The following is a 14,129-nucleotide window of genomic DNA, read 5'->3' as shown; positions in this document are numbered from 1 at the left end:
AGAAAAGCTAAATGAAAATTTACACCCAACGCCTTGAACATATTTCTCCTGATCAAGCATTTGAAACGGTTGAACTGACTTTTGATACCCGCCAAAAATCCCGCTTTCGGGCGACTTTAGCAAGTGGTGTAGATATTGGCGCTGATTTACCACGTACTGGCATTTTGCGTAGTGGTTCATATATTGCAACTCAACAAGGTGATGTACTACGTGTAGATGCTAAGCCTGAACGTCTGATGCAAGTCAGTGCAGCAAGCGATTTTGATTTGCTTAAAGCGGCCTATCACTTAGGTAACAGACATGTACCATTAATGTTGACACCTACAGCTTTATATTTTGAGCCTGATCATGTGCTTGCAGAAATGGTAGAAGGACTGGGGCTTACAGTTTCAGAAACTGATCATCCGTTTGAACCTGAAAGCGGTGCCTATGCACAGCATAGTCATGACCACCGCTTAAGCCCAATCAAAGCTTTGCATCATGTCCATTCATAACGCAGCGCAATTACTTCAATTGCTGACATTGTCTTCTACGGCATTGCCAGTTGGAGCATATTGTTATTCACAAGGTGTAGAAACAGCCATCGATATTGGCTTAATACACGATGAAACCTCAGCAATTGCTTATTTCGAAGAAGTGCTGGAAATGCTGTTAGTACGGTTTGAGCTACCAGTATTAAAACGTCTTATTCAACATCATGATGACCAAGATCAGTTTCTGGTTTGGGCAAATTTATATAAGGCAAGTCGTGAAACTAAAGAGCTTTTGGCAGAGTCTCAACAGCTGGCATTTTCTTTGAATGCGTGGATTAGAGATGTTTTAAAAAAACCTGTTGAAGTTAAAAAGCAGTTTGGTTTTGTGCCTGTCTATGCACAGCTCTGTGGTCGACTTGGACTTAACGATGTTGACGTGCTCACAGCTTATACCTTTACTGTTTTAGAAAATCAGGTTCTGGCTGCGGTAAAAACTGTACCTTTAGGGCAAATGGCCGGACAAAGAATTTTATGGCACTTACATGGTTTGGTGCCCCAGGCTGTGGAAAAAGCCTTGCAACTTGTTGATGAGCAATTGAGTAGTGCTTTACCCCGTTATGCAATGCTGAGCATGAAACACGAAACACAATATTCACGGTTATTCAGATCTTAAGTTTAGGAAAGAAGGATAAAAATCATGACAGAACGTAGTCCATTACGAGTTGGAATTGGCGGACCGGTAGGTTCGGGTAAAACTGCGCTTACACTTAATTTATGTTTAGCCTTGCGTAATAAATACAACATGGCTGTGGTGACAAATGATATTTACACCAAAGAAGATTCAAACTTTTTAACCCGTAACGAAGCGATGTCGCCAGATCGTATTGTGGGTGTAGAAACAGGTGGTTGCCCTCATACAGCAATTCGTGAAGATGCTTCAATTAACTTGGCCGCAATTGATGATTTGTGTGAAAAGTTTGAAGGCTTGGAGCTTATTATTATTGAAAGCGGTGGCGATAATTTAGCTGCAACATTTAGTCCGGAGCTTTCTGATTTAACTCTATATGTGATTGATGTGGCAGGTGGAGAAAAAATCCCTCGTAAAGGCGGGCCGGGTATTACCAAATCAGATTTACTGATTATTAATAAAACTGACCTTGCACCAATGGTCGGTGCAAATCTTGATGTGATGGATCAAGATGCGAAACGCATGCGCGGAGAAAAGCCATTCTTATTTTCAAATATGAAAACCCAAGATGGTCTTGAAGAAATCATTCAATTTATCGAGAAGCAAGGGCTGTTTAAAGCTTAAGGAGAGATTATGAACTTCATTAAAAAATGGGGCATAGGGCTCCTTGCATTATTGCCGGCACTTGCAATGGCACACCCAGGACATGACCATGAACATTTTGGTTTTATAGCGGGTTTTATTCATCCATTTACTGGTTTAGACCATTTAATCATGGCTTTGGCTTTTGGTGTTCTACTCTGGTCGGCAGCTAAGCAATGGAAAATTGCAGGTGTCATAACTTTAAGTGTAACCCTCATTATTGGCTTTTTAATCGGTGCTCAAGGCTTAGTCCCTGTAAATGTTGCTGAATATGGAATTATTGCTTCTTTAGTCGTTACAGCAATTGCACTATGGACAAAATCAAATCGGATTTTACCTATCGCTGTGGCATTCCTTGCAAGCTTTCATGGCGTAGCGCATGGTGTTGAATTAGCACACTCAGGCCATGTTGTTGCATTAGTAATGGGTATGGTTTCAGCTATGGCTTTAATTTATTGTGGTGGCTTAGCATTGGGTGCTGCACTTACACGATATGTGCCATATGGCAAAAAAATTGTTGGCGCCTGTGCAGCAGTTGTTGCAGTGATTGGATTAAGTTAGTCATTATTTCAAAAGTAAAAGGTAGCTTTAGGCTACCTTTTTTATTCAGCTACTTTTTGATAAAGCCCTGCGTGAACGGTACCAGCTTTCGTTGTTTTAACTTGTTGCCATGTTGAAGGGAGAAGAAGTTGAGATAAATCTCGATCAGCTTCAACATAAATATACCCATTCTTTTTAATATGGGGTTCAGCCAAGTTTGAAAGTTCTTGCCATAAATCTAGACTATAAGGTGGGTCTAAAAACACAACATCGAATTGTTCTTTTAAACGGGGTAAAGCTTGCTGAGCAGTTGCATTGATTAAATGACAATTTTGGGCTTTTAATAGCTCAACATTATCTTTTAAAAAACGTGCCTGAGTTTTGTCTGGTTCAATCATATAAACTGACGCAGCACCACGTGACAACGCTTCAAAACCTAATGCGCCAGAGCCTGTACAAACATCGAGGACATGTGCATTTTGAATATCCCACATGAGCCAGTTAAATAGAGTTTCGCGGACTCTGTCTGGAGTTGGGCGTAAGCCCTCAATGCTAGCGAAGGGAAGTACTCGTCTTTTCCATTCGCCACCAATAATGCGTAATTGGTTTTTCATTATTCATCGACCTCATTGGTTGCAGGGCGAGCTGGTGTAGCCTGTGGTGTTGAGGCTGCGGGTGCAGTTGAAGTAGCTGATGCTGGAGTAGAGCTAGCAACTTCGCCGCCGCTTGATAGCTCACCTGGCTTAATTCCAGCGGTCATTAGTCCACCATTGACTTGATGGTTTGCTGGTCGGACTGGGTTTTTCTTACGAGTTAATAACCAGTAATCAAAAATAGGTCTTGCAAGTTGAGCAGCAGAACCACCATGACGACCATTTTCCCAAATCACGGCAATCGCAATTTCTGGCTTATCAGCAGGTGCAAATCCAACGAATAAACCATGGTCAAGTTGGCGTTCGCTCAGGGCTGCTTCATTGTAGCGTTTACCCTGTGCAATACTTTTAACCTGTGCAGTTCCTGTCTTTCCTGCAATTTGATAGAGAGGTGTACGAATGCCTCGACCAGTACCTGATTGAATTACATCAATCATGGCATCGCGCATTTGAATCCAGTCTTCATCTGTTCCGTTGAAGTTGATTTTGCCATCAGGTGCATTACGTACAGTAAATGGTTTTGCACCATGCGTTGCACGTAAAACATGAGGGGTGACATGAGAACCATGATTGGCTGTAATTGCAGTCGCCATAGCTAGTTGTAAAGGTGTAGCTGTAAATGCACCTTGACCAATACTCACAGAAATCGTTTCACCTTTCATCCATTTGGCTTTGCGAGTACGCATTTTCCATTCAGGATTTGGGTAAAGACCTTCACTTTCACTTGGTAGATCGACACCTGTTTTTTGACCGAACCCAAATTGACGCATCCATTGGTTCATTTGATCAATACCCATTTGATGGGCAAGAATATAAAAATAGGTGTCACATGACATAATGATGGCTTTATGCATGTTTACAATTCCATGACCAGTTTTTTTCCAGTCGCGGAACTTATGCGAATCGCCAGGTAAGTGGAAATAGCCTGGGTCAGAAATGGCTGTTGACCAGTTTACAATACCGTAGTGTAAACCACCCATTGCTTCCATTGGTTTAATGGTAGAACCTGGAGGATATGCACCTTGTACCGCACGGTTATAAAGCGGTTGATCTAAATTATCACGTAAAGAACTATAATCTTTATGGTTAATACCCGTCACAAATAAATTAGGGTTGAAGCTTGGACTAGATACTAAAGCCAGAATTTCACCAGTACGGGGGTCGATGGCAACAATGGCGCCACGACGGCCTGCGAGCTGTTGAGATGCAACAACCTGTAAACCATAATCTAAAGATAAATAGAGGTCATTGCCGCGAGTAGGATCTTTACGGCCTAAATGGCGCAATATGTTACTGTGAGCATCTGCTTCAACAGATTCGTAACCTGGTGTTCCGTGTAGCAAATCTTCATAACTTTTCTCAACGCCAATCTTTCCAATTAGGTTGGTTCCAGCATATAAATCTTTATCAATACTTTTTAATTCTTTATCGTTAATACGCCCTACATAACCAATCACATGAGCAAATAACTCACCGTGTGGATAGTAACGGGTCATCTGTGTTTCGATTCTTACGCCGGGAAATTTATATTTAGCTTCACTGAACTTGGCAATGTTAGCTTCGGTTAGATTAAGTTTAATTGCGACACGTTCAGTTTTTCGAGCTGTTTTTATACGACTTTTGAAACGGTCAATATCTTCTTGTGTTAAATCTAAAATAGGCTGTAGCTGCTCAACAACACCCTCCACATCTTCTACATCGGTTTTACTTAAAGTTGCTGTAAAAACTGGATAATTATCTGCTAGTAATACACCATTTCGATCATAGATATAACCACGAGCAGGTGGAAGTGGCTGCAAGCGAATTCGGTTTTTATCTGATGCGGTAGAAAATTCGTCGTAGTGAAAAATTTGCAGATAAGCGTATCTGCTAATCAGTACTAATAAGCAAACGATAACAAGACCTACGGCAAAAAAAATTCGTCCTCGATAAATGCGCTTTTCTTGCTGGATATCTTTTAAAGGAAAGTGCTGCTTCATAAGGATCGACTTAATGACATAGGGTGGAAAAATAGCTGCTTATTCTAACGCAAGAGCGTTTAAAATATTGCATAATTTTCAAAGTTTCCGTGCATTTCGATAAGATACGTTTTGACTTTGCAGACAACAAAATTGTAGATACTTGTATATAAGAAGCAAAATAATTCTGTTAAAGTCTCTCATTCAATAGAATAGGGTTGTTCTCACCATACGATTAGGGAAAATGGAGAAAATAATGAGAAAAATTTATCCCTTACTTGCAGTTCTGACGGTAAGCAGTTGGGCTCATGCTCAAGACTATTCGTTTCTTCCGGAAGCAAAATTAGTAGGACATACTGCATCTACGTGGAATGTGGGTGCCGGTTTTACACAAAAACTATTACATTTAAACGGCGAATGGGTAAACCCTTATGGTATCGCCTATGCCAAAGTTGGCGCATTTTTGAATGGTGACAAAACTGCTGGTGGCCAAGTCGGGTTTCGATATCCGTACTATCTTACCGGCACAGATAAAAATGGTTACTATATTGGTTTTTATGCTGGGCATCTCGATAGTAAAGAGGTCGATGGTGATTATAAATCCCGTTTAGGCGCTGGTGTCGATTTGGCCTATGTATTGTTGAATTCAGAAAGAATTAGTACTTTTAGTGTGGGTATTGGCGCGGCGGAAAAACTAACTGACCAGAACGGAGCAGTTGCTGCGGATACTAAACCACAGATTCAATTTTCTTATTCTCTAAGTTTTGGTTTATAAAACAAAGCAGTTTATCTTTAACTCGCCATAAGCAGAGCACAAATAAATACGAGAGTCTTACATGTTAGAGTACGTCAGCGGATTGTGGCAGACCTTTTTACACAGACCTGATTTTTGGGCCGTTTTGAGTATCATTCCAGTCACTGCCTTTGTTACATGGGCACACGTTTGGATGGCTTTGAAAATGGTGTTTTACCCAATTAAATTTTGGGGATTCCATTTAGGTCCATTACCCGTAGGTTGGCAAGGTATTGTGCCACGTAAAGCTGGACGTATCTCGGGTATTATTACCGACAATACATTATCTAAGTTAGGTTCATTGCGTGAATTTTTAGAGGCAATGGACCCTGAAGATATGGCACGCATTATTGGTGAGCAGGTTGGATTTGAACTTGAACATCTGATTGATGAAGTCATGATCGATCGTAATGCTGTTCTTTGGGAAAATTTACCTTATTCAATTAAACGCCGTATTTATGCACAGGCGCATAAACAATTACCCGGTGTATTAAGGGAATTAGTGACTGAGCTGACCATGAATGTCGAGTCACTGGTTAATATGCGTGAAATGGTGGTTAGCCAGATGGAAGGTGACCGCCGTTTAATGGTACGGATGTTCTTAAAAGTTGGGCAAAAAGAAATCAACTTTATTTGGCATATTAGTGCTTTAATTGGAATGTTCTTTGGTATTTTCCAAATGATTGTTTGGTTTGTCGTACCTTGGCACTGGACTGTACCGTTTTGGGCTTCAATTTGGGGCTTTTTAACGAACTGGATTGCGATCTGGATGGTATTTAATCCGATTGAACCACATTATATTCGTTACCCACAGATTTTTAGATTAACAAAAGATCGTAAGTTCCCTTGGATTGTACCCGTTCTTCGAATTGGGACTTATAATTTCCAAGGTGCTTTCATGAAGCGTCAAGAGGAAGTCTCTGACGTGTTTTCAAGCGTAGTAACAGAAGATTTAATTACGTTAAAATCGATTATGACCGAAATGATGTATGGGCCGCGTAAAGATAAGACCCGCCGCATTGTGAAGCGTCATATTAACGAAATTATGGAAACACCGTTAGTTCGTACATCTTTACAGCTTTCTTTAGGGCCAAGAGAGTACGCAAGATTAAAGACGGACTTGATTGATCGATCAATTGAAATTACGATGGGACCCGTATGTGACCCAGCGCTGAACGCAAGCCGGGCACAGAAGATTTTTCAAATGTTTAAAGAGCGTATTCGCGAACTGACACCAAAAGAGTTTCAGAATTTATTGCGTCCTGCATTTCAGGAGGATGAGTGGATTCTTATTGTACTAGGTGGGGTAACCGGATTTATTGCTGGTACAATACATTTGTTTGTGGCTTTCTTATAATTCGACGTCGGGCAGGATCTATTGAAGATTAACGAGACTTTTTCTGCCGGACTTCATATTCATTGTTTTAAATGAGGATGTTTTTTATGCGCATTATTTTACTCGGACCACCTGGAGCAGGCAAAGGGACTCAGGCTCAGTTGATCTGTAAGCGCTACAATGTCCCACAAATTTCAACCGGTGATATGCTCCGTGCTGCAATTCGTGAAGGTACTGAATTAGGTCTAAAAGCTAAAAGTGTAATGGAATCTGGTGGTTTGGTTTCAGATGAACTTATTATCGGTTTAGTAAAAGAACGTATTGCTCAGCCTGACTGTGTAAATGGCTGCATTTTCGATGGTTTCCCACGTACGATTCCACAAGCTGAAGCTTTGGAAAAAGAAGGGATTAACATTGATCACGTGATTGAAATTGATGTTCCTGACGAAGAAATCGTACAACGTCTTTCTGGTCGTCGTCAGCATCCAGCTTCTGGCCGTGTTTATCATACAGTTTACAATCCACCTAAAGTGGAAGGTAAAGATGATGAAACTGGTGAAGATCTTGTTCAACGTCCAGATGACCAAGAAGAAACAATCCGTAAACGTTTAGCTTCTTATCATACAGAAACTGAGCAATTGGTTGGATTCTATCAAAGCCGTGCTGCATCTGGTGAGAACGCACCGACTTATGACAAGCTTGATGGCTTGCGTACAATTGAAGATGTACAAAAAGATTTGTTCAACATCTTAGACAAATAATTTAATATTGTTTGTGATAAAGAGCCCTCTTTGTGAGGGCTCTTTTCTTTCATTCAGTGCAGGAGAACAATATGAAAATCATATTGATTTTGGTGGTATTGCTAAGTCTGGCACTTGTTATATTTTTAAGTTATCAGAGCTATAAAATGCTTAGACAGGTACAAAAACAAGCAAAAGAAGGGCGTAACGAGAAAAAACGTCTAAAGTAAGATTGACTGGGTATATTACCTATACCCAACCATATTTTTAAGCTTCAATATTTTTAATAGCAATTTGCTTTTGTGCACCAAATTCAAAGCGATCAGGCCAGTTGCAAACATCTGCAACTACACATTCAGCACATTTAGGTTTACGGGCGATACAACAATAGCGGCCATGCAATATGAGCCAGTGATGTGAATCTAAAATAAATTCTTTAGGAATGACCTTAATTAAACGGTGTTCAACTTCAAGTACATTTTTACCTACGGCTAAACCAGTTCGATTTCCCACTCGGAAAATATGGGTATCGACAGCCATAGTCGGTTGTCCAAAAGCTGTATTTAAAACAACATTTGCGGTTTTACGTCCGACGCCCGGTAAAGCTTCCAAGTCTTTTCTGTTGCTTGGAACTTCGCCGTTAAATTGTTCCATTAAAATCTTACAGGTCTTAATGACATTTTCGGCTTTAGCGTTGTAAAGGCCAATTGTTTTAATATATTCCTTTAATCCATCTACGCCTAAGTTGTAGATTTTTTCGGCTGTATTAGCCACAGGGTAAAGTTTATCAGTTGCCTTATTCACACTCACGTCGGTTGCTTGAGCTGACAACATAACTGCAATGAGTAACTCAAAAGAAGATGAGTATTTTAACTCGGTTTGAGGAGAGGGCCGTTGTTCACGAAGGCGTTCAAAGAAAATTTGAATCTGCTTTTTCGTCATATTTTTGACAGCCATTCAGACCTCCTGTAATTGCATGAGTTGCTGTTGTAGTTCTTCGAGTTGAAGACGTTTTTTAGCATCTTCACGTACACCTAGCTGTTTTTCCAGTTTCTTAATTTGTGTACGAATTTTAGCTAACTCAATTGTAGTTTTAGCATCAGTTGGCACAGTCTCTTTAGGTTTCTCAATGATTTCAATTGAAGGTAATTCATCAAGTGCCTGAGAAAACTGCGCAAACAGTTGAGTATCTATTTCAGCACGTACCACAGGCCCTTTACGGTGGCTACGACGCTTTTCTTCACGCTGAATATGAGCGTAATAGCGTTGTCTTAAATCATTTTGTTCTGCGGTACGCTGTTGTTCATTTGGTAAGGCTTGAGTGTCTTCGACCAAATCAATGCAATCTACGGGACATGGTGGAATACATAACTCACAACCTGTACATAAGTCCGTCAAGATAGTGTGCATGAGCTTACCACTGCCAATAATAGCATCTACAGGACAAGCACTAATACATTTGGTGCAGCCAATGCATTCATCTTCACGAATAATTGCTTTCATGCGCTGCGGTCGGCCATCTGTTTGTACGGGCCATACGCTACTTTCTGCAGTTAATGGAGAGCGATTTAATAGATTTGCGAGTGCATCAGCAACAGGTTGTCCACCTGGAACACATTTATTTGCTTCTTCACCTTCAGCAATCGACTTTGCGTAGGGTAGACATCCATCACGATGTCCACATAGACCACATTGTGTTTGTGGTAATAACGCATCAATCTCGCGTATGAGAGAAATAGATGAATTCATAGTGGGCAAATAGCTTGGTTAAAACGATGCGATAATGAAGAAAAAGCTAAGTAAGGTCAATGGATTTTAACGAATTTATCGGGTTTTTAATTGACCTAAAATGTCGCTAATTCTGCACAATAATAGATCAATAAAAGTGAAAAGTTAAATGACTATTTCTTATCTTTGAGTAGTTTTTATAAAAATAAGTTTTTGATAATTAAGGTTAATAAAATAATTTAAAATAACTATTGTTAAAATTGATGGAAAGGGATTTAATATTTTGCTGCTAAATGATGCATTTAATAATGTATTGCACCAATTTAATTCATTACTATGCTGAGGACCGTGCATTGAAATATAACAACCTGAATGAATTCCTGAATTACGTGCAAGCGCGTGATCCGCATCAACCTGAGTTCTTACAAGCTGTCGAAGAAGTCATGACGAGTTTGTGGCCATTTATTGAAAAAAATCCGGAATATGCAGAGCAGGGTTTGTTAGAACGCTTAGTTGAACCTGAGCGTGTGATTCAATTTCGTGTTTCATGGATGGATGATCAAGGTCAGACTCAAGTTAACCGAGCTTTCCGTGTTCAATACAATTCAGCAATTGGTCCATTCAAAGGGGGAATGCGTTTCCATCCATCGGTCAATCTATCAATTTTAAAATTTTTAGGTTTTGAGCAGACTTTTAAAAACTCACTTACCACTTTACCAATGGGTGGGGGGAAAGGTGGTTCAGATTTTAACCCTAAAGGTAAATCTGATGCTGAAATTATGCGATTCTGTCAGGCATTAATCATTGAGCTTTATCGCCATTTAGGACCAAATACTGATATTCCTGCGGGAGATATTGGTGTGGGTGCACGTGAAGTCGGTTATATGGCAGGCATGATGAAAAAGCTGAGTAATGACACCGCTTGTGTCTTTACTGGTAAGGGAATTTCATTTGGTGGTAGCTTAATGCGTCCTGAAGCAACTGGCTATGGCACGGTTTATTTTGCAGAGGAAATGCTCAAAGCGCGTGGACAATCTTTTGCTGGTAAAACTGTTTCAGTATCTGGCTCTGGTAACGTTGCACAATATGCAGCAGAGAAGGCCATGTTCTTAGGGGCGAAAGTTGTTACTTTATCTGACTCTAATGGCACAGTTTATGTAAAAAATGGTTTTACAGATGAGTTGCTTGTTGAAGTCATGGAGCTGAAAAACGTTAAGCGTGGTCGTATTTCCGAGTTTGCTTCTAAACATGGTTTTGAATATTTTGAAGGAAAAACGCCTTGGCATATTCCTGTCGATATTGCTTTACCATGTGCTACGCAAAATGAATTAACAGGTGAAGATGCTAAAACGCTTATTGCAAATGGTGTAATTTGTGTAGCTGAAGGCGCTAATATGCCATCTACACTTGAGGCAGTTGAACACTTCATTGAAGCTAAAATTTTGTATGCACCAGGAAAAGCATCTAATGCGGGTGGGGTAGCAACATCTGGTTTAGAAATGTCTCAAAATGCAATTCGTTTAAGCTGGACACATGCTGAGGTCGATGAGCGTCTACATGCAATTATGAAAGACATTCATGCCAATTGCGTAAGATACGGTACTAAAGAAGATGGTACTGTTAACTATGTTGATGGTGCCAATATTGCAGGCTTCGTGAAAGTTGCCGATGCAATGCTTGCTCAAGGTATTTTCTAAAAATAGAAATAAAAAATCCGATGCAAAAGCATCGGATTTTTTTAGTCTAAAAACTTATTTTTAGGTTTTTTAACTAACTCTTGCTCAACAACCATATCTAATACATCAGCTTGACTAGATTGGTCTGCTGCCGGGTTTTTCACTTCAAAACGTTTTACACGTAAAATTACGCGTTGATCTGGATTGTGTTCAAAACCTTCAATTTGGCCATAATATAATGACCAGTTTTTGTCAGCGTAAGTTTTAACGCCTTTGTCATCATATTTAATTTCACGAACTTGCATACAAGTTTGTGGTGCAACACCAGTACATGATTTAGTTTGTGGAGCAACTTCTAGGAAAACAGTTTTTCCTTCAGATTGATATTTTGCTTCAGGTGTCATTTTACCAGTAAAGGTATATTTTTGACCTTGAGCATCAGATACCGTTAGTGTTGGTTGGTCAACGTTTGTGGTGTTGAGTTCAAATGGAATCGCACGTTTTTGGAAAAGGCTGCTAGAAAATTGTTCCTGTTTCATTAAAGCAGGTTCACACGCCATCATTGTTGACATTACATCAGCAGTTACGATGGTATTGTTTTCAACTTTCCAAGTTGTTCCTTGGCGGTTACAACCCGTTGCGATTGATAAACGGTCGTTGGTAAAGTTAAGAACGATAGGTTTTTTTGTATTTTCAGGCTGATAAGACCAAGAGTAGTCTGTTAAAGCTTGAGTATTCACTGCTTTTTGACCTTGGAAAATATGCTTTTGACCAGTTTTGTCTGTCACGCTTAAAATCACCTGACCATTATTGTTGCTAATTTCGATTGGTAATTTTGCGTCACTAAAGATGCTATTCGACAATTGTTCTTGTTTCATTAAATCATCTTGGCAAGCCATCATTGTTGAAACAAGGTTAGATGTAACAAGTTGGTTACCTTCAACTTTCCAAGTACCGCCTTGGCCATTACAACCTGTATTGATTGCTAATTTGCCATCTGCATTAAAGTTAAGGATAAGTGGTTTAGAAGCTTTTACATTTTGATAAGTCCAAGCATATTCACCTAAAGTGGCTGCAAGGTTTTGTTGTTGCTCAGATACAATTGGAGCAGGAGTAGTGGTAACTGTTTGACACGCCATCAAAGAAAAAGGTAATAACGCAAGAATTAAATATTTAATTTTCATTTAAAAAAACTTCAAGTAAAAAAACAACAGCAATAAGCTTAAAACATTCTTAAAAAAAGAAAATGTAAACATTTGATTGTTTCGGTTTTTAAAATGTATAAGTTTGTAAGTTATTCTAATTTTCAACAAAAATAATGGTATACCCCGCAAAACGGGGTATTTGCTAATAATTAATCAAAACGATAGATATCCATGCCTAGCGAGCCCATTGTGAAGCTACTGTGAACAATCGTAAAACGATTGCCTGTGCCCATAGCAAAAAACAACGGGGCAAAATGTTCAAGGGTCGGATGATTACGTTTTACATAGGGCAATGATTGCCAGTCTAGTACACCATCATAATCTTGATGGGTAAGTTTATTCACAACAGCATTTCTAAAAGTTGAGGCCCATTCTGGAACTTTAGAGTTATCTCCTTGCCAAGATAACTCTGCAAGATTATGAGTGATACTGCCTGAACCAATGAGTAAAATCTGTTTGTCACGTAAAGGTGCGAGTGTTTGTCCTATGCGATAAATTTCTTGTGCGCTTAAATTAGTTGGCAAAGAAATCTCAACCACAGGAATGTCAGCATCAGGATACATATGCAATAGAGGCATCCATACGCCATGATCACGAGGGCGCGTACTATTCGCATGTGCAACTAAATGAGCATCTGCCAGTAATTTTAAGATTTCTTCAGCAAGTTCTGGTTGCCCAGGTGCGCTGTAGCGAATTTCATATAACTCTTTAGGAAAGCCGCGGAAGTCATGCCATGTTTCAGGACGAGTCGAAATACTCACTTCAAGTGCTTTACTTTCCCAATGCGCAGACATCACAATGATTGCCTTTGGTACGGGAAGATTAGCACCTAAGCGGTGTAGAGCAGGGCCTACTTGTTCTGGATCAAGTGCAAGCATGGGTGAGCCATGTGAAATAAACAGTCCGGGAAGGGTTTGTAGTTCCATTGCATTACACCTGAGTTAAAAAGCAGAATAATAGTTATTATGCCAAAATCAGGACATGTTAAAAGTATCCTGATTTCAACGGATTGTTCCTAAAATGAAACGGATGTTGTTTTTATGCACGGTGATAAGGATGATTATGATTAATAGTCATTGCCCGATATAGTTGCTCAATGAGTAAAACACGTACTAAAGGATGGGGCATTGTAAGTTTTGAAAGTGACCAATGCCATGCGGCAGCTTTACGTACTTGATCTGATAAACCATCTGGTCCACCAATAGCGAGTGCTACATCATTGCCTTCAAGCATCCACTGTTTCATGGTGTCAGCCAGTTTCTCTGTGCTGAGTTCTCGACCACCGACTTCTAGGGCAATTAAAGTTTCATTGGGTTTTAAAGCATTCAAAATGCTTTCACCTTCAATTTGACAATATTTTAAAATATCCGCTTCTGAATCATTCTTACCACGTTTGGCCATAGGAAGTTCAATGACTTGAGTTTGCACAAAAGGTTGAATACGTTTGAAGTAATCTTCAAAACCAGTGAGAACCCAAGCAGGCATTTTTTGACCAATGGTCAGAATACGAATTTTCATATTATCTATTCATTTAAAACAGCTGGCGCATTATACCTGAGGAAGAGATAAGTTCGTGGTAGTAAAATAGGCATAAAAAACGCAGTCCAAAAAACGGTGTTGGACTGCGATCAAATGATCATCTGTCTGGAGTTCAGATGATCATAGAGAATAAAACAAGGCTATCTATAAAATAATAG

General features: G+C 39.7%; 16 protein-coding genes. 9 read left to right on the top strand and 7 right to left on the bottom strand.

Annotated features, from left to right (window positions below; all coding sequences use genetic code 11):
* The first annotated feature begins 11 nt into the window (after nucleotides 1–11).
* Genes ureE through AOLE_RS14235 form a run of 4 tightly spaced genes read left to right on the top strand, consistent with a single transcriptional unit; the run spans nucleotide 12 to nucleotide 2,364 of the window.
* Nucleotides 12–494 carry an urease accessory protein UreE gene (gene ureE / locus AOLE_RS14250; RefSeq protein ID WP_009386594.1) on the top strand — a complete coding sequence of 161 codons (483 nt, stop codon included), beginning with the start codon at nucleotides 12–14 and terminating at the stop codon, nucleotides 492–494.
* The gene (locus AOLE_RS14245) at nucleotides 481–1,146 is read left to right on the top strand and encodes an urease accessory protein UreF (protein WP_013198606.1); all 666 of its coding nucleotides are present in this window, start codon (nucleotides 481–483) and stop codon (nucleotides 1,144–1,146) included. Before ureE ends, AOLE_RS14245 begins: the two co-directional genes overlap by 14 nt.
* A 24-nt stretch (nucleotides 1,147–1,170) precedes the next feature.
* A complete protein-coding gene (gene ureG / locus AOLE_RS14240) occupies nucleotides 1,171–1,785 on the top strand; it encodes an urease accessory protein UreG (RefSeq protein WP_002117800.1) in 615 nt (204 codons plus the stop codon).
* A gap of 9 nt (nucleotides 1,786–1,794) precedes the next feature.
* Nucleotides 1,795–2,364: a HupE/UreJ family protein gene (locus AOLE_RS14235; RefSeq protein WP_013198605.1), complete on the top strand. Its 570-nt coding sequence runs from the start codon at nucleotides 1,795–1,797 to the stop codon at nucleotides 2,362–2,364.
* A gap of 41 nt (nucleotides 2,365–2,405) precedes the next feature.
* Here AOLE_RS14235 and rsmD read toward each other — a convergent pair whose 3' ends face one another.
* The gene (gene rsmD / locus AOLE_RS14230; RefSeq protein ID WP_013198604.1) at nucleotides 2,406–2,957 is read right to left on the bottom strand and encodes a 16S rRNA (guanine(966)-N(2))-methyltransferase RsmD; all 552 of its coding nucleotides are present in this window, start codon (nucleotides 2,955–2,957) and stop codon (nucleotides 2,406–2,408) included.
* The gene (gene mrdA, locus AOLE_RS14225) at nucleotides 2,957–4,975 is read right to left on the bottom strand and encodes a penicillin-binding protein 2 (protein WP_013198603.1); all 2,019 of its coding nucleotides are present in this window, start codon (nucleotides 4,973–4,975) and stop codon (nucleotides 2,957–2,959) included. Before mrdA ends, rsmD begins: the two co-directional genes overlap by 1 nt.
* 235 nt (nucleotides 4,976–5,210) lie before the next feature.
* On the opposite strand from mrdA, the gene AOLE_RS14220 reads away from it, so the two are divergent.
* The 4 genes from AOLE_RS14220 to AOLE_RS20910 all read left to right on the top strand — a co-directional run bounded on the left by AOLE_RS14220 (nucleotide 5,211) and on the right by AOLE_RS20910 (nucleotide 8,053).
* Nucleotides 5,211–5,729 carry a hypothetical protein gene (locus AOLE_RS14220; RefSeq protein ID WP_013198602.1) on the top strand — a complete coding sequence of 173 codons (519 nt, stop codon included), beginning with the start codon at nucleotides 5,211–5,213 and terminating at the stop codon, nucleotides 5,727–5,729.
* Between the two features lie 61 nt (nucleotides 5,730–5,790).
* Nucleotides 5,791–7,104 (top strand): membrane protein, encoded by a 1,314-nt coding sequence (locus AOLE_RS14215; RefSeq protein WP_004793941.1) that lies wholly within the window; start codon nucleotides 5,791–5,793, stop codon nucleotides 7,102–7,104.
* Between the two features lie 86 nt (nucleotides 7,105–7,190).
* The gene (gene adk / locus AOLE_RS14210) at nucleotides 7,191–7,844 is read left to right on the top strand and encodes an adenylate kinase (protein WP_005303386.1); all 654 of its coding nucleotides are present in this window, start codon (nucleotides 7,191–7,193) and stop codon (nucleotides 7,842–7,844) included.
* Nucleotides 7,845–7,915: 71 nt separating this feature from the next.
* Complete coding sequence (locus AOLE_RS20910) at nucleotides 7,916–8,053, top strand: hypothetical protein (protein ID WP_013198601.1); 138 nt, start codon at nucleotides 7,916–7,918, stop codon at nucleotides 8,051–8,053.
* A 37-nt stretch (nucleotides 8,054–8,090) separates the two neighbouring features.
* Here the strand turns inward: AOLE_RS20910 and nth are convergent, their stop codons facing one another.
* Together nth and AOLE_RS14200 are read right to left on the bottom strand one after the other, a co-directional pair.
* Nucleotides 8,091–8,780, bottom strand: a complete 690-nt coding sequence (nth, locus tag AOLE_RS14205; RefSeq protein ID WP_005048343.1) for an endonuclease III — start codon at nucleotides 8,778–8,780, stop codon at nucleotides 8,091–8,093.
* Nucleotides 8,781–9,572 carry an RnfABCDGE type electron transport complex subunit B gene (locus tag AOLE_RS14200; protein ID WP_013198599.1) on the bottom strand — a complete coding sequence of 264 codons (792 nt, stop codon included), beginning with the start codon at nucleotides 9,570–9,572 and terminating at the stop codon, nucleotides 8,781–8,783.
* Between the two features lie 272 nt (nucleotides 9,573–9,844).
* On the opposite strand from AOLE_RS14200, the gene gdhA reads away from it, so the two are divergent.
* Entirely contained in the window at nucleotides 9,845–11,248 is a 1,404-nt protein-coding gene (gene gdhA, locus AOLE_RS14195) for an NADP-specific glutamate dehydrogenase (RefSeq protein ID WP_081399185.1), read from the top strand.
* Nucleotides 11,249–11,289: 41 nt separating this feature from the next.
* Here gdhA and AOLE_RS14190 read toward each other — a convergent pair whose 3' ends face one another.
* The 3 genes from AOLE_RS14190 to rlmH all read right to left on the bottom strand — a co-directional run bounded on the left by AOLE_RS14190 (nucleotide 11,290) and on the right by rlmH (nucleotide 13,950).
* On the bottom strand, nucleotides 11,290–12,411 hold the full coding sequence (locus AOLE_RS14190; RefSeq protein ID WP_013198597.1) for an META and DUF4377 domain-containing protein: 1,122 nt from the start codon (nucleotides 12,409–12,411) through the stop codon (nucleotides 11,290–11,292).
* Nucleotides 12,412–12,581: 170 nt separating this feature from the next.
* The gene (locus AOLE_RS14185; protein WP_004793935.1) at nucleotides 12,582–13,358 is read right to left on the bottom strand and encodes a DODA-type extradiol aromatic ring-opening family dioxygenase; all 777 of its coding nucleotides are present in this window, start codon (nucleotides 13,356–13,358) and stop codon (nucleotides 12,582–12,584) included.
* A 112-nt stretch (nucleotides 13,359–13,470) separates the two neighbouring features.
* Nucleotides 13,471–13,950: a 23S rRNA (pseudouridine(1915)-N(3))-methyltransferase RlmH gene (rlmH, locus tag AOLE_RS14180; protein ID WP_004793934.1), complete on the bottom strand. Its 480-nt coding sequence runs from the start codon at nucleotides 13,948–13,950 to the stop codon at nucleotides 13,471–13,473.
* Between the last annotated feature and the right edge of the window lie 179 nt (nucleotides 13,951–14,129).

This window comes from Acinetobacter oleivorans DR1, from assembly GCF_000196795.1.
Classification (GTDB): Bacteria; Pseudomonadota; Gammaproteobacteria; order Pseudomonadales; family Moraxellaceae; genus Acinetobacter; species Acinetobacter oleivorans.
This window is presented reverse-complemented; position numbering and strand designations above follow the sequence as displayed.